Below are 24,584 nucleotides of genomic sequence, written 5' to 3' on the forward strand. Positions count from 1 at the left end.
AAAACCTACGTCGCTATTTTGCGGTGCAGTATACGCGATCTCACGTATCAGTGCGCTGCACAAAAGTAAGCAATCCTCGCCTCATCAATAAGCGTTCTCGAACCAGATGGGGTGCTCATGTCAGACGAAACAAAACCAGGCCTGAAGTCTCCGCTCCGGCGCAAGCTCTTGATGGGAATGGCGGCCTTGCCGGCCGTTTCGATGCTGGGCCGTCCGGCATTTGCCGACGTTCCCGCAACCTCCGCGGTCAACACCACGGGTCTTGCAGTCACCGATAGCGAAGTCACGGTCGGCATCCTGCATTCGGTGACCGGCACCATGGCGATCTCCGAGACCGGCTCGGTCGAGGCCGAAAAGCTCGCGATCGAGCAGATCAACGCCGCCGGCGGCGTGCTCGGCCGCAAGATCAAGTTCATCCAGGAAGACGGCGCCAGCGATTGGCCGACCTTCGCCGAAAAGGCCAAGAAGCTGCTGGTCAACGACAAATGCGCCGCGGTGATGGGCTGCTGGACCTCGGCCTCGCGCAAGGCGGTGCTGCCGGTGTTCGAGCAATACAACGGCATGCTGTACTACCCGACCTTCTACGAAGGCCTCGAGCAGTCCAAGAACGTGATCTACACCGGCCAGGAGGCGACGCAGCAGATCATCGCCGGCCTCGACTGGGTCAACAAGACCAAGGGCGCCAAGAGCTTCTACCTGCTCGGCTCGGACTACATCTGGCCGCGCACCTCGAACAAGATCGCGCGCAAGCACATCGAGAACCATCTGCAGGGCTGCAAGGTGGTCGGCGAGGAATACTTCCCGCTCGGCTCGACCCAGTTCAACTCGGTCATCAACAAGATCAAGCTGACGAAGCCCGACGTGATCTACGCGATCATCGTCGGCGGCTCCAACGTCGCGTTCTACAAGCAGCTCAAGGCGGCCGGTATCGACCTGTCCAAGCAGACGCTGCTCACCATCTCGGTGACCGAGGACGAGATCGACGGCATCGGCGGCGAGAACATCGCGGGCGCCTATGCCTGCATGAAGTACTTCCAGTCGCTCGACAATCCGAACAACAAGGCCTTCGTGCCCGCGTTCAAGAAGATGTGGGGCGAGAAGACCGTGATCGGAGACGTCACCCAGGCTGCCTATCTCGGCCCGTGGCTGTGGAAGTTGACCGTGGAGAAGGCGCAGAGTTTCGACATCGACAAGATCGCGGCAGCGTCCCCCGGCGTCGAGTTCAAAGGTGCGCCGGAAGGTTACGTCCGGATCCACGAGAACCATCACCTCTGGTCGAAGACCCGCGTCGGACGCGCCAAGGCCGACGGCCAGTACGAGCTGATCTACGAGACCGCCGATCTGGTCGAGCCGGATCCGTTCCCCAAGGGCTACCAGTGAGCCGGTAGCCCGCATGAGCCAACGGGCCGCGCGAACGCGCGCCCGATGACAGGCTCCGCGATATGCGGGACCGTCCCGGGTATCGCTGCCGCTCACCCGGGCTACGAAGCTCCACAACGCATCGCGGCGTGGACGTTGTCGTCCACGCCGCGGAACGAGCGTCGCTTGACCGGCGGCGCCAGCCCCTTGGACTGGAGAACCAGATGTTCGGCGACTATTCGATCAGCGACCTCGGTGCCATCCTCGCGATGCAGGGATTTGCCGGGCTCATCCTGTTCTCCGTCTACGTGCTGATGGCGCTGGGGCTTGCCATCATCTTCGGCCAGATGGGCGTCATCAACATGGCCCATGGCGAGTTCATGATCCTCGGCGCCTACGTCACCTGGATGACGTCGAACGCCGTGCAGCATGTCGCGCCCTGGCTGTTCCCGGGATACTTCTTCATCGCCATGATCCTGGCATTCATCGCCTCCGGCGCGCTCGGCATGCTGGTCGAGTGGGCGCTGATACGTCATCTCTACAAGCGGCCGCTCGATACGCTGCTCGCGACCTGGGGCCTCAGCCTGATCCTGCAGCAGGCCTATCGCTCGATCTTCGGTGCGCGCGAGGTCGGCGTCGAACTGCCGGACTGGATGATGGGCTCCTGGCAGGCGACCGACTCCATCCAGATCCCGATCAACGGCATGTTCGTGATGGCGCTGACCATCCTGATCACGATCGTCGTGTTCTACATCCTGTTCTGGTCGAACTGGGGCAAGCAGGTGCGCGCCGTAGTGCAGAATCGCGTGATGGCGGGCGCCGTCGGCATCAACACCGAGAAGGTCGATCGCTACACCTTCGGTCTCGGCTGCGGCATCGCGGGGATCGCGGGCTCGGCCTTCACCATGATCGGTTCGACCGGGCCGACCGCCGGCCAGCTCTACATCGTCGACACCTTCCTGGTCGTCGTGTTCGGCGGCGCCGCCTCGCTGTTCGGTACCATCGCCTCCGCCTTCTCGATCTCGCAGACCCAGTCGACGCTGGAATTCTTCCTGTCGGGATCGATGGCCAAGGTGATCACGCTGCTGACCATCGTCGCGATCCTGATGGTGCGTCCGCAGGGGCTGTTCGCGCTCAAGGTCCGCAAATAAGAACAAGCAGGCTGGTCATGATCAACTCGCGCTTTTTCAATCGCTCCGAACTGCTCGGCTTCCTTGCGCTCGCGGTGCTGCTGTTTCTCATCCTGCCGCTGTCGCTCGACATCTTCCGCCTCAACCTGGTCGCCAAATATCTGACCTACGCCTTCGTCGGCATCGGCCTCGTGCTGTGCTGGGGCTATGGCGGCATCCTGAGCCTGGGGCAGGGCGTGTTCTTCGGCCTCGGCGGTTACTGCATGGCGATGTACCTCAAGCTCGAGGCATCGTCGGTCGCGAACACCAAGATCCAGTCGACGCCGGGCATTCCGGACTTCATGGACTGGAACCAGCTGACGTCGCTGCCCTTCTTCTGGAAGCCGTTCCACAGCTTCCCGGTCACGCTGCTGGCGATCTTGCTGGTTCCCGCCTTCTTCGCGCTGATCATTGGTGCTGCGATGTTCAAGCGCCGGGTCGGCGGCGTGTACTTTGCGATCATCACGCAGGCAATCGCCGCGATCCTCACCATCCTGATCGTGGGGCAGCAGGGCTACACCGGCGGCATCAACGGCATCACCGACCTGCGCACGCTGCACGGATGGGACATCCGCACCGATCACGCCAAGTTCATTCTGTATTTCGTTGAGGTTGTGCTGCTGTTCGGATGCATCGTCGCCGCGCAGTTCATTCGCCTGACAAAGCTCGGGCGCATCCTGGTGGCGATGCGGGAGCAGGAGGATCGCGTGCGCTTCTCCGGTTACAGCGTCGCCAACTTCAAGATCTTCGCGTTCTGCGCCGCCGCGGTGTTCGCCGCGATCGGCGGCGCGATGTTCACGCTCGAAGTCGGCTTCATGTCGCCGTCCTTCGTCGGCATCGTGCCGTCGATCGAGATGGTGATCTACACCGCGGTCGGCGGCCGGATGTCGATCTTCGGCGCGGTGTGGGGTGCGCTCTTGGTCAACTTCGCCAAGACCAGCCTTTCGGAATCCTTCCCGCAGCTCTGGCTGTTCGGCCTCGGCGCGCTGTTCATCGCGGTGGTACTGGCCTTCCCGAACGGGCTCTCCGGCATCTGGGCGGACCACGTCCAGCCCCGCATCGATCGTTTGTTGTCATCGCGCAAATCGAAATCGGCGGCCGGCATGATCGCCGACGGCGCACCGGCCGAGTGAGGAGGGACCATCATGCTCGTCGGCCATCAGCCCAAGGAATTCCTGCTCGCGGTCTCCGGTCTCACCGTGTCCTTTGACGGCTTCAAGGCCGTCAACGATCTCTCCTTCTATGTCGAGGAGAACGAGATCCGCGTCATCATCGGCCCGAACGGCGCCGGCAAGACCACGGTGCTCGACCTGATCTGCGGCAAGACGCGGGCGACGTCAGGCTCGATCCAGTTCCGCGGCCAGGAGCTGACAAAGCTGCGCGAGAACGAGATCGTGCAGGCCGGCGTCGGGCGCAAGTTCCAGACGCCGTCGGTGTTCGAGGATCTCACCGTGTTCGAGAACCTCGAGATCTCCTTCCCGCGCGGCCGCACCGTGTTCGGCTCGCTGACCTTCCAGCGCGACGATACCGTCAAGCAGCGGGTCGAGGAGGTCGCCGAGATGATCTTCCTGAAGGACCGCCTCAACACCTATGCCGACCAGCTCAGCCACGGCCAGAAGCAGTGGCTCGAGATCGGCATGCTGCTGATCCAGGATCCGGACCTGCTGATGCTCGACGAGCCGGTCGCTGGCATGAGCGTGTCCGAGCGCGCCAAGACTGCCGAGCTGCTCAATCGCATCATCAAGGACCGCTCCGTGCTGGTGATCGAGCACGACATGAAGTTCGTCGAGGACATCGCCCACAAGGTCACCGTGCTGCACCAGGGACAGATCCTGTCCGAGGGGACGATGGACCACGTCAAGAACGATCCCAAGGTCATTGAAGTTTATTTGGGCCACTGACTGATGATCACGGTAGATCGACCTGCAAACCGGGTTCACCTCTCCCCCTGTGGGAGAGGTCGGATCGCATCGCTGGATGCGATCCGGGTGATGGGTCTTGCTCCCTCGTGGGACCTGTTACCCCTCACCCGGCGCTACGCGCCGACCTCTCCCCGATGGGGAGAGGTGAAGAAGACCATCCAGTCCTAGGAGCGGCGTCGATGCTGGCAATCAATGATCTTCACGTCGCCTACGGCCAGAGCGAGGTGCTGCACGGCCTCAACGTCAAGGTCGCGTCGAACGAGATCGTCGCGATCATGGGCCGCAACGGCATGGGCAAGACCACGCTGATGAAGTCGCTGATGGGCATCCTGCCGGCCAAGAGCGGCTCGGTGTCGATGGACGGCACCGAGCTCGGCGCGATGAAGAGCTACGAGCGGGTGGCGAAGGGCCTGGCCTATGTGCCGCAAGGCCGCATGATCTTCTCCACCATGACGGTGAAGGAGAACATCGAGACCGGGCTCGTGGTGTCGGGCGGCTCCGAGGTGCCCGGCGACATCTACGAGTTGTTTCCGGTGTTGCTCGAGATGAAGGGCCGCCGCGGCGGCAATCTCTCGGGCGGACAGCAGCAGCAGCTCGCGATCGCCCGTGCGCTTGCGACCAAGCCGAAGGTGCTGTTGCTGGACGAGCCGACTGAAGGCATCCAGCCGTCGATCATCAAGGACATGGCGCGCACGTTGAAGCGGATCCGCGATGAGCGTGGGCTGTCGATCGTCGTCTCCGAGCAGGTGCTGAGCTTCGCGCTCGACATCGCCGATCGCGTGCTCGTCATCGAGAACGGCGAGATCGTCCGCGACGATCCGCGCGACAGCGTCGATGCCGCGCAGATTTCGAAATATCTGTCTGTGTAACCACCACCGGTAAGCGAAGGGGAGCAATGCGATGCCAGATACACTGATCAAGGTCGATCTCAGCAAGTCGGCCTATGAAAACGACAAGATCCACAACCGCTGGCATCCCGAGGTTCCGATCGTCGAGTGGGTCAGCCCCGGCGACGACTTCATCATCGAGACCGTCGACTGGACCGGCGGCTTCATCAAAAACAATGATTCTGCCGACGACGTGCGCGACATCGACCTGTCGATCGTGCACTTCCTGTCCGGCCCGATCGGCGTCAAGGGCGCCGAGCCCGGCGATCTCCTGGTCGTCGACCTGCTCGACGTCGGTCCGTTGAAGGAGAGCCTGTGGGGCTTCAACGGCTTCTTCTCCAAGCAGAATGGCGGCGGTTTCCTTACTGATCATTTCCCGCTGGCGCAGAAGTCGATCTGGGACATCAAGGGCCTCTACACCTCCTCGCGTCACGTCCCCGGCGTGAACTTCGCCGGCCTGATCCATCCCGGCCTGATCGGCTGTCTGCCCGATGCCAAGATGCTGGCGGCCTGGAATGCGCGCGAAGCCGAGCTGATCGCGACCAACCCGACCCGGGTGCCGGGCCTCGCCAACCCGCCGTTCGCGCCGACTGCGCATGCCGGGCAGGCCAAGGGCGACGTCAAGGCCAAGATCGGCCTTGAAGGCGCCCGCACCGTGCCGCCGCGCGAGCACGGCGGCAATTGCGACATCAAGGATCTGTCGCGCGGCTCGAAGATCTATTTCCCGGTCTATGTGCCCGGCGGCGGGCTCTCGATGGGCGATCTGCATTTCAGCCAGGGCGACGGCGAGATCACCTTCTGCGGCGCCATCGAGATGGCCGGCTGGCTGCACATCAAGGTCGACGTCATCAAGGACGGCGTGTCGAAATACGGCATCAAGAACCCGGTGTTCAAGCCGTCGCCGATCACGCCGAACTACAAGGACTACCTGATCTTCGAGGGCATCTCGGTCGACGAGGCCGGCAAGCAGCACTATCTCGACGTCCACATCGCCTATCGCCAGGCCTGTTTGAACGCGATCGAATACCTGAAGAAGTTCGGCTACTCCGGCGCCCAGGCCTACTCGATCCTTGGTACCGCGCCGTGCCAGGGCCATATCTCCGGCGTGGTCGACGTGCCTAACGCCTGCGCCACGCTGTGGCTGCCGACCGAGATCTTCGACTTCGACGTGATGCCGTCGTCGGCGGGACCGATCAAGCACATTACGGGCGACGTGCAGATGCCGATCTCGCCCGACAAGTGATGCTCTAGGTGATTCCTGCGCGAAGGGTGCGGGACGGCTGCGACTTGGCCGCCCCGCATCCATCGCCGGATGTCACACGACTGCGCAAGGATTTAAGGACATGCCGATCTACGAATATCTCTGCAACGACTGCGGGCCCTTTACCGACATGCGGCCGATGGCCGAATGCGACCTGCCGCAGGACTGCCCAAACTGCGAGACGACGTCGCCGCGCGTGATCCTCACCGCGCCGGCGTTCTTCTGCATGCCCTCGGATAAGCGCAAGGCCCACGCCACCAACGAGCAGAGCCGGCACGCGCCGAAGACGCTGGACCAGTACAAGGCCGCGCACGGCCCGGGCTGCGGCTGCTGCTCCCCGTCGGGAAAGAAGAAGCCGGCGCGGCTGATGACCAAGACCAGGAGCGGGGCGAAGGGCTTTCCGACCGCGCGTCCCTGGATGATCAGCCACTAAAATCTGGCTGACCGTCAGGCCTGTTCGGTGACCTTCAGCGCCTCGGTACGGATCTCCTCGACCAGCCGCTCCTTGAGGGCGACGAATTCGGGCGTGGTCTTGATCTTGTAGGAGCGGGGATGGGGGAGATCGACCGCGATCTCCGCCTTGATGCGGCCGGGGCGGGCACTCATCACGATGACGCGGCTGCCGAGGAAGATCGCCTCCTCGATATCGTGGGTGACGAACAGCACCGTCTTCTGGTCGCGCTCCCAGATTCCAAGCAGCATCTCCTGCATCAAGGCGCGGGTCTGGTTGTCGAGCGCGCCGAACGGCTCGTCGAGCAGCAGGATCTTTGGATCGTTGGCGAGCGCCCGGGCGATCGCGGTGCGCTGCTGCATGCCGCCGGACAATTGCTTTGGCCAGTGATTCTCGAAGCCCGACAGCCCGACCCGGCGAATGAACGCGTCGGCGATGTCATGGCGCTCGCCTTGCGATATGCCGCGCTCGCGGAGGCCGAAGGCGATGTTTTCCCGCACCGTCAGCCAGGGAAACAGCGTATAGGACTGAAACACCATGCCGCGATCGGCGCCGGGGCCGGTGACTTCGCGCCCGTCGAGCGTGACCCCGCCCGCTGGTCGGCCGGTCGAGGCCGGCGATGATCCGCAGCAGGGTGGATTTTCCGCAGCCGGAGGGGCCGAGGATGGTGACGAAGTCGTTGTCGCCGACGTCGAGCGTGGTCGGCTCGAGCGCGCGCGTCGGCGCGTTGCCGGCGCGGGCGGGAAAGGTTCGCGAGACCTGATCGATCCGAAGCAGGGTCATGCGAGCTTCCACGGGAATAGCCAGGCGTTGAACGCCTTGAACAGGAAATCGGAGATCAGTCCGATCAGCCCGATCACGATGATGCCGAAGATGATCTGCCCGGTGTTGAGCAGCGCCTGGCTGTCGGTGATCATGTGCCCGATGCCCGACGATGAGCCGATCAGCTCGGCCACGATGACATAGGTCCAGGCCCAGCCCAGCACCAGCCGGAGGATTTCGGCGATCTCGGGTGCGGCGGAGGGCAGCAGCACGCGGCGGATGATGCCGCTGTCGCGGGCGCCGAGCGTATAGGCGGCTTCGACCAGGTCGCGTCGCGTGGCGCCGACGGTGACGGCTACCATCAGGATGATCTGGAACACGGCGCCGATGAAGATCACCAGCAGCTTCTGCAACTCACCGATGCCGGCCCACAGGATCAGCAGCGGGATGAAGGCAGACGCCGGCAGATAGCGCGCAAAGGACACGAAGGGTTCGAGGAACGCCTCGACCGGCTTGTAGGCCCCCATCAGCACGCCGATCGGCACCGCGATCAAAGCGGCAAGCGCAAACCCGCCGATGACGCGCCAGATCGTCATCCCGATGTCGAACAGGAAGCCTTGCTTGGCGAGCAGCTCATAGCCTTCCTGCACCATGGTCAGCGGGTTGGCGAGAAATGTCTTCGACACATGGCCGCCGAACGTCGCCCAGGACCAGAGAACGACGAACAGCACGAAGAACGCGAGGCCATAGGCCACGCGCTGCTTCGATGTGGTGGGCTCGAGAGGACGCATTACTTGATGAAGCTGGCGTCGTAGATGTCTTCGATCTTCGGCGCGGCCTTGATGATGCCGACCTCGAGCAAGAGTTCCGCAGCGTCCTTATTGAAGGTGAGGAAGTCACCGGCGAAGAACTTCTGGTTGGCGGCCTTGTCCTGCCAGCGCAGATATTTTGCCGAGTTGCCGAACTGCTCGCCGGACTGCTTCACGTCGGCGCCCATGATCTCGTAGGCCTTGGCCTGATCCTTGGCGATCATGTCGAGTGCCTCGAAATAACTGTCGGCCAGCGCCTGCGCCGCCTTCGGATTGTCGGTGAGGAATTTCGGCGTGCAGCCGAACGTGTCCATCACGATCGGATAGTCGAGCGTGGTGGCGATGATCTTGCCCTTGTCGGGTGCGGCGCGCACCGTCGACAGATAGGGCTCGTAGGTCATCGCGGCGTCGTTCTGGCCGGAGACGAAGGCCTGCGCCGCGGCGGCGGGCTCCAGATTGACCACGGTGACGTCCTTCACCGTGAGGCCGTTCTTCTTCAGCATCCAGGCCAGCGCGAAATAGGGCGAGGTGCCCGGCGCCGATGCCGCAACCGTCTTGCCCTTCAAGTCCTTGATCGCGGCGACGTCGTTACGCACGGCCATGCCGTCGGCCCCGTAGCTTTTGTCGAGCTGGAAGATCTGCTTGGTCGCGACGCCATTGGCGTTCCAGGATATCCAGGTCTCGACCGTCGTCGCCGCGCACTGGATGTCGCCCGAGGCGATCGCCAGATGCCGGTCCTTCTGCGGGATCTTCTTCAAGGTGACGTCGAGGCCGTTCTTCTTGAAGATGCCGGCCTCCCTGGCGAGCGTCAGCGGTGCGAAGCCGGTCCATCCGGAGATGCCGACGCCGACCTTGACGTCATCCGCGAACGCGGCGGTGGACGCGAGCAGCGCTGCGATGGCGGGCAATAGCTTGAAGGAACGCATGATAGTCGACCCCTTGAGATGGATTGAACCCGGTTGATGTCTTCACGTCAGTGATGTCTTCGCGTCGGTCGCGGCGGACTGCCGCATGACGCCCGTCGGCGGATGCTCGTCCATGATGCATTGCATGAAATATGCCGCGCAAGACGGCCTCAGCCTCCCTTGAAGCGAGCCACCAGGCGGTGTGTCTCGCCTGGATAATGCAGCCGTACCGCCGTCACCGTGCGTGCGCTGCGCCAGGTGTAGCGGTCGATCACGAGGCAGGGCGCGCCGACCGCGATGTCGAGCGCCTTGGCCGTGTGGTCGTCGGCAACGACCGCGCTGATTGTATGCTCGGCCTCGGTCCACGGCACGTGATGCAGCAGCCACGATCCCGGCGGTTCGCGCGCGAAGTCTGCGGTTGCGGCCTCCGGAACGGTGGAGAGATCGATCAGCCTGTCCTCGACGGCGAACGGCACGTCGTCGGCACTGTGCCGGCAGGCGATCGCGATCACCTTGCCGGCCGCGCTCACGCCGAGCCGGGTGCGATCAGCTGCGGTCGCGGTGCGTCGCCGGCAATCAATCAGCTGATAGCCGTAGGTGCGGCCGAGCGCGGTGATCTCGGCCCTGATGTCGGCGATCTTGAGCACCGCCGACATGTGCTGCGGTCGGCGCACGAAGGTGCCCGCCCGCCGCCGCCGCTCGATCAGGTCGGCTTGCGCCAATTCCGACAGCGCCTTGTTCACGGTCATGCGCGAGCAGCGATAGCGCGCCATCAACTGGTGCTCGAAGGGAATGCGGTGGCCCGGCGGCCATTCGCCGGTCAGGATCCGCGTCTCGATGTCGAGCCGGATCCGCTTGTAGAGCGTCGGCTTGCCGGCCACACGGGGCTTGGCCCGATCGGAAGCGAGGCTCATGCGACGAGCCTCCGGATGCTTGCGTTGAATCGCTCGCGCGCCTTGTCGCGCAGCCGATGCCGTCCGTCCACGACCACCTTGTCGCCGCCGGCCCACACGCAATCGATCGCATCGCTCCCGGCCGCAAACAGCCAGCCGTCGAGAAACGCATCGCCCGACCGCCCCGCCAGAGACGGGTGCGTGGTGTCGAGGCTGACGATGTCGGCGCGCGCGCCGAGCGCGAGCCCGGCGTTGGTCTGCGCCAGAGCCTGCGCACCTCCTCCAAGCGCGTGATCGAACAACGCGCGGCCGGTGGATGCGCCGGGGCGTCCCGACAGCACGTTGCGCTCGCGGTGCTTCAGCCGCTGGCCGTATTCGAGCTGGCGCAGTTCGTCGGCGACGCCGACCAGGACGTTGGAATCGGTCCCGATGCCGAACCGGCCGCCCGCGGCGAGGAATTCGCGCGCGGAAAAGATGCCGTCGCCAAGGCTTGCTTCGGTCACCGGGCAGAGGCCGGCGACCGCCCCGCTGCGGGCGAGCGCGGCGACTTCACTTTCCGCCATGTGGGTGGCGTGGATCAGGCACCAGCGCTGATCGAGGGGCGCATGGTCGAGCAGCCATTCGACCGGCCGCTGCCCGGACCAGGCAAGGCAATCCTCGACCTCGCGCAGCTGTTCGGCAGCGTGGATGTGGATTGGCGTTCCCTCGGCAAGCGGAATGATCGCTGCGAGCTCATCCGGCGCCACGGCGCGCAGGCTGTGCGGGGCGATGCCGATAGTGGCGCCCGGCAGTTTCCGGATCGCCTCGCGCGAGGCTGCCATCAGCGCCGCGAACCGATCGACCGAGCAGATGAAGCGGCGCTGCCCGGCATGCGGCGCGGCGCCGCCGAACGTGCTGTGCGCATAGAAGCTCGGCAGCAGCGTGAGCCCGATGCCGGAGGCCGCAGTCGCCTCCGCGATGCGCACGGCCATCTCGGCCGGATTGGCGTAAGGCGAGCCGTCGCGATCATGGTGCAGATAGTGGAACTCGCCGACGCGGGTAAAGCCCCGTTCGAGCATCTCGACATAGAGCAGGGTGGCAACGGCGGCGACGTCGTCCGGCGTCATCGTCAGCGCAAAGCGATACATCGTCTCGCGCCAGGTCCAGAACGTGTCGGTGGTGTCGCCGCGCAGTTCGGCCAGGCCGGCCATGCCGCGCTGAAAGGCGTGGCTGTGCAGGCTCGCCAACCCCGGAACGGCCAATTGGTGGCATTCGTCGCCGGCGGTGGGCGCAACGCCTGCCGCCAATGAGGCGATCGTGCCGTCGGCGACGACAAGCTGCACATCATTGGCCCAGCCCGAAGGCAGCAGCGCACATGCGAAATGCAGTCGTGTCATTTTTCCACGCCGGCTGGACAGAACGTCGACACGATTATATGTCTAGACATATAAGTCAAGCATCCCAGCCCGAGGGGACGATCGCATGGCAGAGCGCTTCGACCGCATCTGGCACAATGCCCGGCTCGCCACGATGCGCAGCGACCGCGTCGATCTCGGCGAGATCGAGCAGGGCCTGATCGCGACGCGCGACGGCCGCATTGTCTATGCCGGCGCGCAGTCCGACTTTCCTGTGGATGGCGATGCCATAGAACGGATCGATTGCGGCGGCCGCTGGATCACGCCCGGGCTCGTTGATTGTCACACCCATCTGGTCTATGGCGGCAACCGCGCGCATGAGTTCGAGCTTCGCCTGAAGGGCGCAAGCTATGAGGAGATCGCGCGCGCGGGCGGCGGCATTGTCTCGACCGTTGCCGCAACGCGCAGCGCGACCGAGGCCGAGCTCGCCGCCGGCGCGCTGCCGCGGCTCGACGCGCTGGTCGCTGAGGGGGCGACGACTGTCGAGATCAAGTCCGGCTATGGCCTCAATGCCGAGGCCGAGATGCGGCAGCTTGCGGCGGCGCGCAGCCTCGGCCGCGTACGGCCGGTTGCGATCCGCACGTCGTTTCTCGGCGCACATGCGCTGCCGCCAGAAGCCGATGGCGACAACGACCGCTATATCGATCTGGTTTGCAACGAGATGCTGCCGGCCGTGGCCAAGGCGGGCCTTGCCGATGCCGTCGATGGTTTCATGGAGGGCATCGCATTTTCCGGAGAGCAGACGGCGCGGGTGTTCGAGGCGGCGCGTGCGCTCGGATTGCCCTTGAAGCTGCATGCGGATCAACTGTCGAACCTCGGCGGCGCGGCGCTCGCCGCAAAATTCTCCGCGCTGTCGGCCGATCATCTGGAGCACACCGATGAGGCCGGTGCCGTTGCGATGGCAAAGTCGGGAACATCAGCGGTGCTGCTGCCCGGTGCATTCTATTTCATTCGCGAGACGCAGAAGCCGCCGGTCGAGCTGTTCCGGCGGCACGGTGTGCACATGGCGCTGGCGACCGATTGCAATCCCGGCAGCTCGCCCCTGACCTCACTACTGCTTGCAATGAACATGGGCGCGACGCTGTTCCGGATGACGGTCGCTGAATGTTTGACAGGCGTGACGCGGGAAGGGGCACGGGCACTCGGCATGCTCGCCGAGACCGGTACGTTAGATGCTGGAAAATGGTGCGATCTGGCGATCTGGGACATCGAGCGGCCCGCTGAGCTGGTCTATCGCATTGGCTTCAACCCGCTGCATCGCCGGGTGTGGAGGGGACAATGAGCGCTGCGGCTGCGCCGATCGTCGTAACACCCGGTACGGTTGGCCTCGACGTGCTCGCGCGTGTGCTCGCCGGCGCGTCGATCGCGCTCGATCCCTCGTTTTGGCCGCGCGTCGAGGCGGCCGCGGCGATCGTGGCGAAGGCCGCGCAGATCGACGTTCCCGTCTACGGCATCAATACCGGCTTCGGGAAGCTGGCGTCGACGCGCATCGCGCCCGACCAGACTGCGCTGCTGCAGCGCAATCTGATCCTGTCGCATTGCTGCGGCGTAGGTCCGGCCACGCCCGGACCGATCGTACGCCTGATGATGGCGTTGAAACTGATCTCGCTCGGCCGCGGCGCATCCGGCGTGCGGCGCGAGGTCATCGAGCAGTTGCAGGGCATGCTGGCACGCGGTGTCTATCCGCTGGTGCCGCAGCAGGGCTCGGTCGGTGCCTCCGGCGATCTGGCGCCGCTCGCCCATATGACCGCGGTCATGATCGGGGAGGGGCAGGCATTCCTCGATGACAAGGTCGTGCCGGGCGGCGAGGCGCTGGCCGCTGCCGGCCTTGCGCCGCTGACGCTCGGTCCCAAAGAGGGGCTCGCACTGATCAACGGCACGCAATTTTCGACCGCCTACGCGATCGCCGGCCTGTTGCGTGCACATCGTCTTGTGTGCGCCGCGCTGGTGACGGGTGCGCTGTCGGTCGATGCGGCAATGGCGTCCACGGTGCCGTTCCGCCCAGAAATTCAATCCTTGCGCGGTCATGACGGGCAGATCGCCGCGGCGGCGACCCTGACCGCGCTGCTCGACGGCAGCGACATCAGGCAGTCGCACCTCGAAGGCGACGAGCGCGTGCAGGATCCGTATTGTCTGCGCTGCCAGCCGCAGGTCGCGGGCGCCGTGCTCGATTTGCTCGCGCAAGCCGCGCGCGGGCTGACCGTTGAAGCCAATGCCGTCACCGACAATCCGCTGGTCCTGGTCGAGACCAGCGAGATCGTCTCGGGCGGCAATTTCCACGCCGAGCCGGTGGCGTTCGCGGCCGATCAGATCGCGCTGGCGCTCTCGGAGATCGGCGCGACCAGCGAGCGCCGGATCGCAACCCTCGTCGATCCCGCCTTGAATTTCGGCCTGCCGCCGTTCCTGACGCCGCAGCCCGGCATCAATTCCGGCTTCATGATCGCCGAGGTGACGGCAGCCTCGCTCTATGCCGAGAACAAGCAGCGCGCGATGCCGTGCTCGATCGATTCCACGCCGACCAGCGCCAATCAGGAGGATCACGTCTCGATGGCCGCGCATGCCGCGCGCCGGTTGTCCGACATGGCCGACAATCTCGCGGCGATCCTCGGGATCGAGCTGCTGGTCGCGGCGCAGGGCATCACGCTGCGCGCGCCGCACGCGACCAGCGCGCCGCTCGCTGCCGTCATTGCCGCGTTGCGTGCGCAGGTGCCGGCGCTCGCCGCCGACCGCTACATGGCCGACGATCTCGCGCGGGCCGCATCGCTGATCGAATCCGGTGCGTTGCCTGCCGCTGCGACCGCGGTCCTCGCATCCGATCCATTTCCAAGACTCACTTAGAAAGACTTGCTTATCCGACAGGGACATCCGTCATGAACCGCCGACTGGATAATGAACGCATCATCCGTGCTCCCCGCGGCACCGACATCAGCGCCAAGAGCTGGCTGACCGAAGCGCCGTTGCGCATGCTGATGAACAATCTGGATCCCGACGTCGCCGAGCGCCCGAGCGAGCTCGTGGTCTATGGCGGCATCGGCCGTGCGGCGCGCGACTGGGAGAGTTTTGACCGGATCGTCGCGTCCTTGCGCAAGCTCGAAGGTGACCAGACGCTGCTGGTGCAGTCCGGCAAGCCGGTTGGCATTTTCCGCACCCATGCCGATGCGCCGCGCGTGCTGATCGCGAATTCGAACCTGGTGCCGCATTGGGCAACGCTCGATCATTTCAACGAGCTCGACCGCCAGGGCCTGATGATGTTCGGCCAGATGACGGCAGGGTCGTGGATCTATATCGGCAGCCAGGGGATCGTGCAGGGGACCTACGAGACCTTCGTCGAGGTCGGCCGCCGCCACTATGGCGGCAGCCTCGCCGGCAAATGGATTTTGACTGCGGGTCTCGGCGGCATGGGCGGCGCGCAGCCGCTGGCTGCGACAATGGCGGGTGCCTCGATGCTCGCCGTCGAATGCCAGCCGAGCCGCATCGAGATGCGGCTGCGCACGGGATACCTCGATCGCCAGGCGGCGACCCTCGATGAGGCGCTGGCGATCATTGCCGACGCGAGCAAGACCGGGAAGCCGGTGTCGGTCGGCCTGCTTGGCAATGCGGCTGAGATCTTTCCCGAACTCGTGCGCCGCGGCGTCCGCCCGGACATCGTCACCGACCAGACCAGCGCGCATGATCCGATCAACGGCTATCTGCCGAAGGGATGGACGCTCGGCGAGTGGGAGGCGCGGCGCGTCGCCGATCCGAAGGCGGTCGAGACAGCGGCCAAGACCTCGATGGTCGATCACGTCCAGGCGATGCTGGATTTCCACGCCCAGGGCATCCCGACGCTCGACTACGGCAACAACATCCGCCAGATGGCCAAGGACATGGGCCTGAAGCAGGCGTTCGATTTTCCGGGTTTCGTGCCGGCCTATATCCGTCCGCTGTTCTGCCGCGGCATCGGTCCGTTCCGCTGGGCGGCGCTGTCGGGCGATCCCGAGGACATCTTCAAGACCGATGCCAAGGTCAAGGAGCTGATGCCGAACGATGGCCATCTGCACAACTGGCTCGACATGGCGAAGGCGCGCATCAAGTTTCAGGGCCTGCCGGCGCGAATCTGCTGGGTCGGGCTCGGCGACCGTCATCGCCTCGGTCTTGCCTTCAACGAGATGGTGGCGCGGGGTGAACTCAAGGCGCCGATCGTGATCGGCCGCGATCATCTCGATAGCGGCTCGGTGGCGAGCCCGAACCGCGAGACCGAAGCAATGCGCGACGGCTCGGATGCGGTGTCCGATTGGCCGCTGCTCAATGCACTGTTGAATTGTGCGAGCGGCGCCACCTGGGTGTCGCTGCACCATGGCGGCGGCGTCGGCATCGGCTATTCGCAGCATGCCGGCATGGTGATCGTCGCGGACGGCACTCCGGACGCGGCGCGCCGGCTGGAGCGCGTGCTGTGGAACGATCCCGCGACAGGGGTCATGCGGCATGCCGACGCCGGTTATGAGACGGCGATCGACTGCGCCCGTGCCAACGGGCTCGATCTGCCGAGTCTGCGCTGATGCGAGCCCGTGCGAATGAGGCATCGCAAATTAGCGATCAATATGTTTGCGGCTCTCAACCTTCCGGTCGATGTACGTGAGGCGATCGGCCGGACATGTCTTGCGACGGGAAACCGCCGGCGCAGCTACCGGAGATAGGCGGTCCGCAGGGCGCTGCACCTGTGGTCCGCCGGCGATGACACATTTTTCGTCTGCCTGCTTTCGCGTCAGCGGCGCTGACAGGATGAGCGGCGGGGGTCCTTGTCTCGCGGCAGACGACATGCAATCTTTCGCTCCCGGCAATGCTGTTCGAGAGCAACAAGAATAATAATCCCTCTCGTCCCTCCAATTCTGTCGAGGGCCTGATCATGTCGAACCTTACCCAAACGACCTCCGCTCCGTGGCGGATAGGAGTGCTGTTCTCGCGAACCGGCTTCATGTCGGTGATCGAGGAGACCCAGTATCAGGGTACACAACTTGCAATCGAGGAAGTGAACGAAGCGGGCGGAATCTGCGGCCGCGAGCTGGTTCCCGTCGCCTACGATCCCGGTTCGGATTCGGCGGCCTATGGCCACTACGCCAAGCGGCTGATGGTCGAGGACCAGGTCAGTACCATCTTCGGCTGCTACACCTCGTCGAGCCGCAAGGCGGTGCTGCCGGTGGTCGAGCGGCTGAACGGCCTGCTTTGGTACCCGACTCTCTATGAAGGGTTCGAGGCGTCGCCCAACGTGATCTACACCGGCTCCTCACCGAACCAGAACAGCCTCGCACTGTGCCGCTATCTGATGGATACGTTCGGGACGCGATTCTATTTCGTGGGGTCGGACTACATCTTTCCGCGCGAATCCAACCGGGTGATGCGGGAACTGCTCAAGTCCAACGGCGGCTCGGTCGTTGGCGAGCGCTATGTCAATGTCTTTGCGCGCTGGCAGGACTTTGTGCCGATCATCCAGGACATCAAGCGCGTCAGGCCGGATGTGATCTTCTCGACCGTTGTCGGCGAGGGCACGGTGTTTCTCTATCAGGCCTACGCGAATGTCGGGTTGGATCCGAAACAGACCCCGATCGCGAGCCTGACGACGACGGAAGCCGAAATCGCCGCCATGGGTTTCGATGTCGGCGAGGGACACGTCACGGCGGCATCATATTTCCAGGGCGTCGAGGGCAGCGCCAACAACGCGTTCGTGCAGCGCTTCAAGAAGCGGTTCGGTTCCGATATCTCGACCAACATGTGCGCCGAGGCTTCCTATTTCCAGCTGCATCTGTTCGCCAAGGCGCTCGAGCAGGTCAATTCGCTCGACACCGAAGTGCTGCGATCGATGGTGTTCGGCACCAGCTTTGATGCGCCGCAAGGTGCAGTGACAGTCAACCCGATGTCGGGGCATACTGATCTGTGGACCCGGATCGGGCGCGCCAATCGCCAGGGGCAGTTCGATGTCGTCAGCCAGTCAAAGGAGCCGGTGCACGCCGATCCGTTCCTGATCGGATATGGTCGTGCAACGCAAACAGGAAGCGTCCAATGAACGAAATGTCGCGTAAGCCGCAGCTGAGCCGAGACGTCGGCGGACGCAAGACCATGGTTCAGGAGCTCGCCGATCTGTCGGCCGTGGTGGTGGCGCCGGTCGACGACCAGGTCGGCATGTTGCTGCGCGAATTGCAGCGCTTCCGGATGCGGGTGCGTCAGGTCTGGCCGATGCCGGAGAGCGTGCCGGCCGATGCCGACGTGGTGTATTGCGAATATTCGCCTGATCTGGCGCGGCGTCTGCCGTGGATCCCCGGCGATGCGCGCTCCGCACTGGTCGTGATCCTGCCGGCGACGGAGACCGTGCATGCCGACGCGCTGTGCCATGCGACGCCGAACGCCGTGCTGCCGCGGCCGTTCACGCAGAATGCGGTATTGTCCAGCCTCGTGCTGGCGCGCAGCCAGTTCAGTTACGAGCGGCGGTTGCGCAGCAAGATCGAGAAGCTCGACGACAACCTGCGCTCGATGCGCACCGTGGAGCGCGCCAAGGCGATTTTGATGGCGACGCGGCAGATGCCGGAAACCGAAGCTTACGGCTTCATCAGGCGGCAGGCGATGGATCGTCGCGTGTCGGCAAGTGCAGTCGCCGCGGCGATTGTTGACTCGTTCGAACTGCTTGGCTACGATCATCAACAGTAAGCCCCAATAGCGGGGCCGGCGGCGACAGCGCCGCCTTCGACACAACCGGCAACAAAGCCCTCCCAATGCTCGCGTCAGCGCGCATCGGGAGGGCTTTTTGTTTTTTCAGTCCTGAAAAGGGAGCTAAGGATGAGCATTTCACGGCGGACTTTGCTGAGGAATACCGCAGCGCTTGGCGCGTTTGCCGGCGCCGGACTGCCGCATCTCTGGATCAAGAACGCCGACCTTGCTTACGCCGCGGGCGGCGAGATCAAGGTCGGCGTGCTGTTCTCGTTGACCGGGACGACTGCGATCATCGAGGAATCGCTCAACAAGGCGACGCTGCTCGCGATCGAGGAGATCAATGCCGCCGGCGGCATCAAGGGCAGCAAGATCGTGCCGATCGTCGAGGACCCCGCGTCCGACCCGGCGACGTTCTCGGAGAAGGCGCGCAAGCTCGTCGTCGGCGACAAATGCGTCAGCGTGTTCGGCTCCTATACCTCGGCGAGCCGCAAGGCGGTGCTGCCGGTGTTCGAGCGGCAGAACAATCTCTATTGGTATCCGACGCTCTATGAGGGCCGCGAGTGCTCCAAGAACGTGATCTACACCGGCGCGGTGCCGAACCAGCAGCAGGACGAATTCGTGCCCTGGCTGGTCAAGAAATTCGGCAAGAAGTTCTATCTGATCGGCTCCAACTACATCTATCCGAAGGAAGAGAACAACTACTGCAAGAAGCTGCTCGAGAAACTCGGCGGCGAGGTCGTGGCAGAGGAATATGTGCCGCTCGGTCATTCCGAATTCTCGTCCGTCATCAACAAGATCCGCTCGACGCAGCCGAACGTGATCTTCTCCACCGTGGTCGGCGATTCCGTGGTCGCACTGCATCGTCAGTACAAGGCGGCCGGGCTCGATCCCGAGAAGATGCCGATGGCGAGCCTGACGACGTCGGAGAACGAAGTCGCGGCGATGGGCGGCGAGGCGGCCGCCGGTCACTTCACCTCGGCGCCGTACTTCATGGTGCACAAGTCCCCTGAGAACGAGAAGTTCGTCGAGGCCTACAAGAAGCGTTGGGGCGCCGACAAGGTGACGCATTTCGTCTCGGAGGCCTGCTACTTCCAGACCTATCTGTTCAAGCAGGCGGTCGAGAAGCTCGCCACCAGCGACCTCACGCCGCCGAACATCCGCGATGCGGTCAAGGGCGAGGCGATGATCGCGCCGCAGGGCAAGGTCCAGATCGAGCCGGAGAACCTGCACACCTGGCTGTGGCCGAAGATCGCCCAGGCGAAGTCGAACGGCCAGTTCGAGATTCTCGTCGAGGCCAAGGAGTGGCTGAAGCCGGTGCCGTATGCGGCCTATCCCGGGCAGTCCTGCACCGAGAAGGGCCTGGTCGAGAAGAGCTGACGACGGGGGCGACAATGGCCGTCGGCGTGCGGCGCCGGCGGCCGGCGTCCCGCAACGCATGCCCCTCGCACGCATCGTGCGAGGGCAGGGCGCACAACACGAACATCGAAAAGCGGATCCCGACGTGGACCAATTCATCGAACAAATCGTCACCGGCCTCAGCATCGGATCGATCCTGCTGCTGGTCGCGCTGGGCCTGTCGATCATCTACGGCTCGATGGGCATCATCAATCTCGCCCATGGCGAGTTCGTGATGCTCGGCGCTTACGCCGCCTGGGTGTTCCACACCTATCTCGGGCTCGGCCTGCTGGCGAGCCTGGTGCCGATCTTCCTTGTGGTGGCCGCGTTCGGCTGGGTCATCGAACGCTTCGTCCTGAGCCTGCTCAATAACCGGCCGCTGGATACGATCCTCGCGACCTGGGGCGTCGGCATCATGCTGCAGCAGGCGGTGCGGCTGATGGTCGGCAGCGAGTTGCGCTATGTGCAGCTGCCGCCGGCGCTGTCCGACAGCATGGATGTGTTCGGCATCCCGGTGTCGTCGTATCGCGTGTTCCTGTTCGTGGTGTCGATCGCGCTGTTCGGGGCGACCTGGTTGCTGATGAACCGCACCACGGTCGGGATGAAGCTGCGCGCCATCATCCAGGACCGTTCGGTCGCAGCGTCCTTCGGCATCAACGCCAAGCGGGTCTATGCACTGACCTTCGCCTATGGCGCGGGCCTTGCGGGACTCGCTGGCGCGCTGGTGTCGCCGCTCAAGAGCGTGTCTCCCGACATGGGCACCGGTTACGTGGTCGATGCCTTCATGGTGGTGGTGCTCGGCGGCGTGCAGAGCCTTGCCGGGACGGTGGCGAGCGCCTTCATCCTCGGCGAACTCTCCGGCGGCATCGCCTTCCTGCAGAACGACACGGTGGCCAAGGCGATCGTACTGCTCGCCATCGTCGTCCTCATCCGTTTTCGCCCCGAAGGGCTTTTCACCGCACGCGTGCGGGCCTGAAAGACAGATCGCTGATCGATGCCGTCGCATGTTCCTCACTCCAGCGGATTGCAGCGCCTGATCGCGCAGCTTGCACCTCTGCTGATCGTCTGCGCCGTGGTGTTCGCGCTGCCGGTGCTGCTCAACAACGACTTCCTACTCAACAAGGTCGCGCGCTATCTGGTGCTTGGCATCCTCACGGTGTCGCTCGGGCTCTCCTGGGGCTTCGGCGGCATCCTCAATCTCGGCCAGGCGATGAGCTTCGGGCTCGGCTCCTACGCCATGGCGATGACGCTGAAGCTCAAGACCGTGCCGGTGCATACCGGCGCCAGCGGGCTGCCGGACTTCATGGTCTGGAACAATGTCGCGCATCTGCCGTGGTTCTGGGAGCCGTTCCGCTCGCTGTCCTTTGCGATCGCGGCCGGCCTGATCGTGCCGGCACTGGTTGCGGCGGCGCTCGGCTGGTTCATGTTCCGCGGACGCGTCACCGGCGTCTATGTCTCGATCATCACGCTCGCCACCATGGTGGTGATCAATCTCGTGATCATCGACCAACAGAGCTACACCGGCGGCTTCAACGGCATCACCGATCTCGCCCAGCTCGAGCTGTTCGGCGTCGCGTTCGATGCCTATGGCCGCGCCACCTATTATCTCGTCGCCGGCTGCGTCCTGCTCAGCCTGCTGGTGGCGTTCGCCTTCACCAAGTCCAAGGCCGGCCTGATCGTGCAGGCGATCCGCGACCATGAGAGCCGGGTGCGCTACTTCGGCTACGACGTCGCGCTCTACCAGATCTTCGTGTTCGCGTTGTCGGCGGCGATCGCGGGGCTCGCCGGCATGCTCTACACGGTGGTGATGGAGTTTGCCTCGCCGACCTTCCTCGGTGTGCAACTTTCGCTTTCGGTCGTGGTGTGGTGCGCGGTCGGCGGCCGGCAGAGCCTGGTTGGCGCGTTCCTCGGTGCGGTGCTGGTGGCGGGCATGCAGGGCGCGCTGTCGGAATCCGCGGCGTTCCTGGAAACCTGGACGCTGGTGATGGGCGCGCTGTTCGTGCTCGTGGTGCTGTTCCTGCCGAAAGGGCTCGCCGGCCTTGCGCAAGCTGCCTTGCGCTGGATCGTGCGGCGGCGTCAGGCCGCCGGCCGCGGCGTCGCGCAAGGTGCCGGACAAGGCGTCGGCCAGACGGAGGGCAGCACATGAGCTCGCATCTCGATCTCCGCGACGTCTCGGTCAGCTTCAACGGCTTCAAGGCGCTCAATTCGCTCAACATGAGTGTGCGCAAAGGCGAGCTGCGCTGCCTGATCGGGCCGAATGGCGCCGGCAAGACCACCGCGCTCGACATTATCTGCGGCAAGGTCAAGCCGAGCGCCGGCACCGTCAACTTCGACGGCACGGCGCTGCAGGACCTCGAAGAATACGAGATCGCCCGCGCCGGCGTTGGCCGCAAGTTCCAGGTGCCGAGCGTGTTCCGCGAGCTGTCGGTCTCAGAGAATCTCGAGGTGGCGCGGGCCCGTCGCACCTCGGTGCTCGGCAATCTGCGCTGGAACATCGGCAACTCAGCTCGCGAGGATGTCGAACGCCTTGCCGAACTGGTCGGGCTCACCGAGCAGCTCGACCGGCCGGCCGCCTACCTGTCGCACGGCCAGACCCAGTGGCTGGAGATCGGCATGCTGGTCGCCCAGGACGCCGAGCTGATCCTGATGGACGAGCCGACCGCGGGCATGACGGCGCAGGAAACCCGTAAGACCGCCGAACTGTTCGCCCGGCTGAAGGGCAGGCACACGCTGATCGTGGTCGAGCACGACATGGGCTTCGTCAAGGCGATCGGCGACATCATCTCGGTGATGCATATGGGCCAGATGCTGGCCGAAGGCACCGCGGCGGAAGTCGAGGCGCATCCCGAAGTCCGCCGCGCCTATTTGGGATCGGGAGGCATCAGCCATGCTTGAGCTGACCGACGTCGACGCGTTCTACGGCAACAGCCGTGCTTTGCAGGGCATCAACCTGACGGTCGGCAGCGGCGAATTCCTCTCGGTGCTCGGCCGCAACGGGGTCGGCAAGACCACCTTGATGCGCAGCATCCTCGGCCTGATGGACCGTTGCACCGGACGGCTGGCGCTCGACGGTGCCGACATCTCGCCGCTGCGGACCTATCAGCGCGCCAAGGCCGGCATCGCCTATGTGCCGCAAGGCCGCGGCATCCTGCCGAAATTCACCGTGCGGGAGAATTTGACGCTCGGGACCTTCGCCGCGAAATCGGCCAACGGCATCGACGAGTGGGTGCTCGAGCTGTTTCCGGTGCTCAAAGACTTCCTCAACCGCTACGGCGGCAATCTCTCCGGCGGCCAGCAGCAGCAGCTCGCGATCGCGCGCGCGCTTTTGGCCCAGCCCAAGGTCATCCTGCTGGACGAGCCGACCGAGGGCATCCAGCCGAACATCGTCGAGCAGATCGAGGACGTGGTCATGCGCCTCAACCGCGAGCGCGGGATCACGGTCGTGCTGGTCGAACAGAATGTCGCGTTCGCGCGGCGCGCGTCTCACCGCTTCGCGCTGCTCGAAAAGGGGCGCGTCGTCGCCAAGGGCGCGATCGGTGAGCTCACCGATGATCTGATCCAGCTGCACATGGCCGTGTAGCGGGAATTATCGTTCACGAAAGGGAGTCGAGACATGTTGCATGGAGACATATCGAGCAGCAAGGACACGGTCGGCGTCGCCGTGGTCAATTACAAGATGCCGCGCCTGCACACCAAGGCCGAGGTCCTGGAAAACGCGCGCAACATCGCCAAGATGGTCGAGGGCATGAAGCTCGGCCTGCCGGGCATGGATCTCGTGATCTTCCCGGAATACTCGACCCACGGCATCATGTACGACTCCAAGGAGATGTACGAGACCGCGTCGTCAGTGCCGGGCGAGGAAACCCGCATCTTCGCCGACGCCTGCCGCAAGGCCAAGGTCTGGGGCGTGTTCTCGCTGACCGGCGAGCGCCATGAGGAGCATCCCAACAAGGCGCCGTACAACACCCTGATCCTGATGAACGACAAGGGCGAGATCGTGCAGAAGTATCGCAAGATCATGCCCTGGGTGCCGATCGAGGGCTGGTATCCCGGCGATTGCACTTACGTCTCGGAAGGTCCGAAAGGGCTGAAGATCAGCCTGATCATCTGCGATGACGGCAATTATCCGGAGATCTGGCGCGACTGCGCGATGCGCGGCGCCGAGCTGATCGTGCGCTGCCAGGGCTACATGTATCCGGCCAAGGAACAGCAGATCCAGATCTCGAAGTCGATGGCCTGGGCCAACAACTGCTACGTCGCGGTCGCCAACGCTTCCGGCTTCGACGGCGTCTATTCCTACTTCGGCCACTCCGCACTGATCGGCTTCGACGGAAGGACGCTCGGCGAGTGCGGCACCGAGGAGAACGGGATCCAGTACGCCCAGCTGTCGGTGTCGCTGATCCGCGATGCCCGCCGCAACATGCAGTCGCAGAACCATCTCTTCAAGCTGATGCACCGCGGCTACACCGGCCTGATCAACTCGGGCGAGGGCGACCGTGGCCACGCGGTGTGCCCGTACACCTTCTACAAGAACTGGATCACGGACCCCGAGGGGACGCGGGAGATGGTCGAGGCCATGACGCGCCCGAGCGTCGGAACCGACGAATGTCCGATCGAGGGCATTCCGAACCAGAAGGTCGCGCATCGCTAAAGCATGATCCGGAAAAGTGCGAAGCGGTTTTCCGAAAGATCATGC

Annotated in this window: 25 protein-coding genes; 19 read left to right on the forward strand and 6 right to left on the reverse strand. The window is 64.3% G+C overall.

Annotated elements, in window-relative coordinates; all coding sequences use genetic code 11:
• The first annotated feature begins 117 nt into the window (after positions 1 to 117).
• The 7 genes from urtA to ACVMB0_RS21940 all read left to right on the forward strand — a co-directional run bounded on the left by urtA (position 118) and on the right by ACVMB0_RS21940 (position 7,031).
• Positions 118 to 1,380 (forward strand): urea ABC transporter substrate-binding protein, encoded by a 1,263-nt coding sequence (gene urtA, locus ACVMB0_RS21910; RefSeq protein WP_028331438.1) that lies wholly within the window; start codon positions 118 to 120, stop codon positions 1,378 to 1,380.
• 203 nt (positions 1,381 to 1,583) lie between these two features.
• Positions 1,584 to 2,510, forward strand: coding sequence for an urea ABC transporter permease subunit UrtB (urtB, locus tag ACVMB0_RS21915; RefSeq protein ID WP_461347639.1), 927 nt, complete (start codon positions 1,584 to 1,586; stop codon positions 2,508 to 2,510).
• A gap of 17 nt (positions 2,511 to 2,527) precedes the next feature.
• The gene (urtC, locus tag ACVMB0_RS21920) at positions 2,528 to 3,661 is read left to right on the forward strand and encodes an urea ABC transporter permease subunit UrtC (RefSeq protein ID WP_461347640.1); all 1,134 of its coding nucleotides are present in this window, start codon (positions 2,528 to 2,530) and stop codon (positions 3,659 to 3,661) included.
• A gap of 12 nt (positions 3,662 to 3,673) precedes the next feature.
• Complete coding sequence (gene urtD, locus ACVMB0_RS21925) at positions 3,674 to 4,429, forward strand: urea ABC transporter ATP-binding protein UrtD (RefSeq protein WP_456755617.1); 756 nt, start codon at positions 3,674 to 3,676, stop codon at positions 4,427 to 4,429.
• Between the two features lie 200 nt (positions 4,430 to 4,629).
• Positions 4,630 to 5,319 (forward strand): urea ABC transporter ATP-binding subunit UrtE, encoded by a 690-nt coding sequence (gene urtE / locus ACVMB0_RS21930; protein ID WP_212023054.1) that lies wholly within the window; start codon positions 4,630 to 4,632, stop codon positions 5,317 to 5,319.
• 31 nt (positions 5,320 to 5,350) lie between these two features.
• Positions 5,351 to 6,580 carry a formamidase gene (gene fmdA, locus ACVMB0_RS21935; protein WP_456755616.1) on the forward strand — a complete coding sequence of 410 codons (1,230 nt, stop codon included), beginning with the start codon at positions 5,351 to 5,353 and terminating at the stop codon, positions 6,578 to 6,580.
• 100 nt (positions 6,581 to 6,680) lie between these two features.
• A complete protein-coding gene (locus ACVMB0_RS21940) occupies positions 6,681 to 7,031 on the forward strand; it encodes an FmdB family zinc ribbon protein (RefSeq protein WP_461347641.1) in 351 nt (116 codons plus the stop codon).
• Positions 7,032 to 7,045: 14 nt separating this feature from the next.
• On the opposite strand, the gene ACVMB0_RS21945 is transcribed toward ACVMB0_RS21940, so the two are convergent.
• Entirely contained in the window at positions 7,046 to 7,588 is a 543-nt protein-coding gene (locus ACVMB0_RS21945) for an ABC transporter ATP-binding protein (protein WP_461347642.1), read from the reverse strand.
• Positions 7,488 to 7,715, reverse strand: a complete 228-nt coding sequence (locus tag ACVMB0_RS21950) for an ATP-binding cassette domain-containing protein (RefSeq protein ID WP_461349697.1) — start codon at positions 7,713 to 7,715, stop codon at positions 7,488 to 7,490. Before ACVMB0_RS21950 ends, ACVMB0_RS21945 begins: the two co-directional genes overlap by 101 nt.
• Here ACVMB0_RS21950 and ACVMB0_RS21955 point away from each other — a divergent pair.
• On the forward strand, positions 7,669 to 7,812 hold the full coding sequence (locus ACVMB0_RS21955) for a hypothetical protein (protein WP_461349799.1): 144 nt from the start codon (positions 7,669 to 7,671) through the stop codon (positions 7,810 to 7,812). The genes ACVMB0_RS21950 and ACVMB0_RS21955 overlap by 47 nt on opposite strands.
• Positions 7,813 to 7,828: 16 nt before the next feature.
• Here the strand turns inward: ACVMB0_RS21955 and ACVMB0_RS21960 are convergent, their stop codons facing one another.
• The 4 genes from ACVMB0_RS21960 to ACVMB0_RS21975 form a co-directional block, all read right to left on the reverse strand.
• Positions 7,829 to 8,602, reverse strand: coding sequence for an ABC transporter permease (locus ACVMB0_RS21960; RefSeq protein WP_456755613.1), 774 nt, complete (start codon positions 8,600 to 8,602; stop codon positions 7,829 to 7,831).
• Positions 8,602 to 9,546, reverse strand: a complete 945-nt coding sequence (locus ACVMB0_RS21965; RefSeq protein WP_456755612.1) for an ABC transporter substrate-binding protein — start codon at positions 9,544 to 9,546, stop codon at positions 8,602 to 8,604. The genes ACVMB0_RS21960 and ACVMB0_RS21965 overlap by 1 nt, the downstream gene beginning before the upstream one ends.
• 149 nt (positions 9,547 to 9,695) lie before the next feature.
• Complete coding sequence (hutC, locus tag ACVMB0_RS21970; protein WP_461347643.1) at positions 9,696 to 10,439, reverse strand: histidine utilization repressor; 744 nt, start codon at positions 10,437 to 10,439, stop codon at positions 9,696 to 9,698.
• On the reverse strand, positions 10,436 to 11,794 hold the full coding sequence (locus ACVMB0_RS21975; protein WP_461347644.1) for a formimidoylglutamate deiminase: 1,359 nt from the start codon (positions 11,792 to 11,794) through the stop codon (positions 10,436 to 10,438). The genes hutC and ACVMB0_RS21975 overlap by 4 nt, the downstream gene beginning before the upstream one ends.
• Before the next feature lie 85 nt (positions 11,795 to 11,879).
• Between ACVMB0_RS21975 and hutI the strand changes: the two genes are divergently transcribed.
• From hutI to ACVMB0_RS22030, 11 genes are all read left to right on the forward strand, one after another.
• Complete coding sequence (gene hutI, locus ACVMB0_RS21980) at positions 11,880 to 13,094, forward strand: imidazolonepropionase (RefSeq protein WP_461347645.1); 1,215 nt, start codon at positions 11,880 to 11,882, stop codon at positions 13,092 to 13,094.
• Positions 13,091 to 14,650, forward strand: a complete 1,560-nt coding sequence (gene hutH, locus ACVMB0_RS21985) for a histidine ammonia-lyase (RefSeq protein WP_461347646.1) — start codon at positions 13,091 to 13,093, stop codon at positions 14,648 to 14,650. The genes hutI and hutH overlap by 4 nt, the downstream gene beginning before the upstream one ends.
• A gap of 32 nt (positions 14,651 to 14,682) precedes the next feature.
• Positions 14,683 to 16,350, forward strand: a complete 1,668-nt coding sequence (gene hutU / locus ACVMB0_RS21990) for a urocanate hydratase (RefSeq protein WP_461347647.1) — start codon at positions 14,683 to 14,685, stop codon at positions 16,348 to 16,350.
• A gap of 347 nt (positions 16,351 to 16,697) precedes the next feature.
• Positions 16,698 to 17,852 carry a transporter substrate-binding domain-containing protein gene (locus tag ACVMB0_RS21995; protein WP_461347648.1) on the forward strand — a complete coding sequence of 385 codons (1,155 nt, stop codon included), beginning with the start codon at positions 16,698 to 16,700 and terminating at the stop codon, positions 17,850 to 17,852.
• Positions 17,849 to 18,490: an ANTAR domain-containing response regulator gene (locus tag ACVMB0_RS22000; RefSeq protein WP_244064222.1), complete on the forward strand. Its 642-nt coding sequence runs from the start codon at positions 17,849 to 17,851 to the stop codon at positions 18,488 to 18,490. Before ACVMB0_RS21995 ends, ACVMB0_RS22000 begins: the two co-directional genes overlap by 4 nt.
• Before the next feature lie 129 nt (positions 18,491 to 18,619).
• Entirely contained in the window at positions 18,620 to 19,870 is a 1,251-nt protein-coding gene (locus tag ACVMB0_RS22005) for a transporter substrate-binding domain-containing protein (protein WP_456755605.1), read from the forward strand.
• Positions 19,871 to 19,994: 124 nt separating this feature from the next.
• Positions 19,995 to 20,864, forward strand: a complete 870-nt coding sequence (urtB, locus tag ACVMB0_RS22010; protein ID WP_212023066.1) for an urea ABC transporter permease subunit UrtB — start codon at positions 19,995 to 19,997, stop codon at positions 20,862 to 20,864.
• Between the two features lie 18 nt (positions 20,865 to 20,882).
• Positions 20,883 to 22,034 (forward strand): urea ABC transporter permease subunit UrtC, encoded by a 1,152-nt coding sequence (gene urtC, locus ACVMB0_RS22015; RefSeq protein WP_456755604.1) that lies wholly within the window; start codon positions 20,883 to 20,885, stop codon positions 22,032 to 22,034.
• On the forward strand, positions 22,031 to 22,783 hold the full coding sequence (urtD, locus tag ACVMB0_RS22020; RefSeq protein WP_456798288.1) for an urea ABC transporter ATP-binding protein UrtD: 753 nt from the start codon (positions 22,031 to 22,033) through the stop codon (positions 22,781 to 22,783). The genes urtC (ACVMB0_RS22015) and urtD (ACVMB0_RS22020) overlap by 4 nt, the downstream gene beginning before the upstream one ends.
• Positions 22,776 to 23,468: an urea ABC transporter ATP-binding subunit UrtE gene (urtE, locus tag ACVMB0_RS22025; protein WP_456755602.1), complete on the forward strand. Its 693-nt coding sequence runs from the start codon at positions 22,776 to 22,778 to the stop codon at positions 23,466 to 23,468. Before urtD (ACVMB0_RS22020) ends, urtE (ACVMB0_RS22025) begins: the two co-directional genes overlap by 8 nt.
• Positions 23,469 to 23,501: 33 nt before the next feature.
• The gene (locus ACVMB0_RS22030; RefSeq protein WP_024579758.1) at positions 23,502 to 24,539 is read left to right on the forward strand and encodes an aliphatic amidase; all 1,038 of its coding nucleotides are present in this window, start codon (positions 23,502 to 23,504) and stop codon (positions 24,537 to 24,539) included.
• The last annotated feature ends 45 nt before the right edge of the window (positions 24,540 to 24,584 follow it).

The sequence above is a fragment of the Bradyrhizobium sp. USDA 4451 genome (assembly GCF_054822585.1).

Excerpts from the sequence above, each read along its gene's own strand:
- urtA (WP_028331438.1), top strand. The coding sequence starts at position 118 with ATGTCAGACGAAACAAAACCAGGCCTGAAGTCTCCGCTCCGGCGCAAG.
- urtB (WP_461347639.1), top strand. The coding sequence starts at position 1,584 with ATGTTCGGCGACTATTCGATCAGCGACCTCGGTGCCATCCTCGCGATG.
- urtC (WP_461347640.1), top strand. The coding sequence starts at position 2,528 with ATGATCAACTCGCGCTTTTTCAATCGCTCCGAACTGCTCGGCTTCCTT.
- urtD (WP_456755617.1), top strand. The coding sequence starts at position 3,674 with ATGCTCGTCGGCCATCAGCCCAAGGAATTCCTGCTCGCGGTCTCCGGT.
- urtE (WP_212023054.1), top strand. The coding sequence starts at position 4,630 with ATGCTGGCAATCAATGATCTTCACGTCGCCTACGGCCAGAGCGAGGTG.
- fmdA (WP_456755616.1), top strand. The coding sequence starts at position 5,351 with ATGCCAGATACACTGATCAAGGTCGATCTCAGCAAGTCGGCCTATGAA.
- ACVMB0_RS21940 (WP_461347641.1), top strand. The coding sequence starts at position 6,681 with ATGCCGATCTACGAATATCTCTGCAACGACTGCGGGCCCTTTACCGAC.
- ACVMB0_RS21945 (WP_461347642.1), bottom strand. The coding sequence starts at position 7,588 with ATGGTGTTTCAGTCCTATACGCTGTTTCCCTGGCTGACGGTGCGGGAA.
- ACVMB0_RS21955 (WP_461349799.1), top strand. The coding sequence starts at position 7,669 with ATGATCCGCAGCAGGGTGGATTTTCCGCAGCCGGAGGGGCCGAGGATG.
- ACVMB0_RS21960 (WP_456755613.1), bottom strand. The coding sequence starts at position 8,602 with ATGCGTCCTCTCGAGCCCACCACATCGAAGCAGCGCGTGGCCTATGGC.
- ACVMB0_RS21965 (WP_456755612.1), bottom strand. The coding sequence starts at position 9,546 with ATGCGTTCCTTCAAGCTATTGCCCGCCATCGCAGCGCTGCTCGCGTCC.
- hutC (WP_461347643.1), bottom strand. The coding sequence starts at position 10,439 with ATGAGCCTCGCTTCCGATCGGGCCAAGCCCCGTGTGGCCGGCAAGCCG.
- ACVMB0_RS21975 (WP_461347644.1), bottom strand. The coding sequence starts at position 11,794 with ATGACACGACTGCATTTCGCATGTGCGCTGCTGCCTTCGGGCTGGGCC.
- hutI (WP_461347645.1), top strand. The coding sequence starts at position 11,880 with ATGGCAGAGCGCTTCGACCGCATCTGGCACAATGCCCGGCTCGCCACG.
- hutH (WP_461347646.1), top strand. The coding sequence starts at position 13,091 with ATGAGCGCTGCGGCTGCGCCGATCGTCGTAACACCCGGTACGGTTGGC.
- hutU (WP_461347647.1), top strand. The coding sequence starts at position 14,683 with ATGAACCGCCGACTGGATAATGAACGCATCATCCGTGCTCCCCGCGGC.
- ACVMB0_RS21995 (WP_461347648.1), top strand. The coding sequence starts at position 16,698 with ATGTCGAACCTTACCCAAACGACCTCCGCTCCGTGGCGGATAGGAGTG.
- ACVMB0_RS22000 (WP_244064222.1), top strand. The coding sequence starts at position 17,849 with ATGAACGAAATGTCGCGTAAGCCGCAGCTGAGCCGAGACGTCGGCGGA.
- ACVMB0_RS22005 (WP_456755605.1), top strand. The coding sequence starts at position 18,620 with ATGAGCATTTCACGGCGGACTTTGCTGAGGAATACCGCAGCGCTTGGC.
- urtC (WP_456755604.1), top strand. The coding sequence starts at position 20,883 with ATGCCGTCGCATGTTCCTCACTCCAGCGGATTGCAGCGCCTGATCGCG.
- urtD (WP_456798288.1), top strand. The coding sequence starts at position 22,031 with ATGAGCTCGCATCTCGATCTCCGCGACGTCTCGGTCAGCTTCAACGGC.
- urtE (WP_456755602.1), top strand. The coding sequence starts at position 22,776 with ATGCTTGAGCTGACCGACGTCGACGCGTTCTACGGCAACAGCCGTGCT.
- ACVMB0_RS22030 (WP_024579758.1), top strand. The coding sequence starts at position 23,502 with ATGTTGCATGGAGACATATCGAGCAGCAAGGACACGGTCGGCGTCGCC.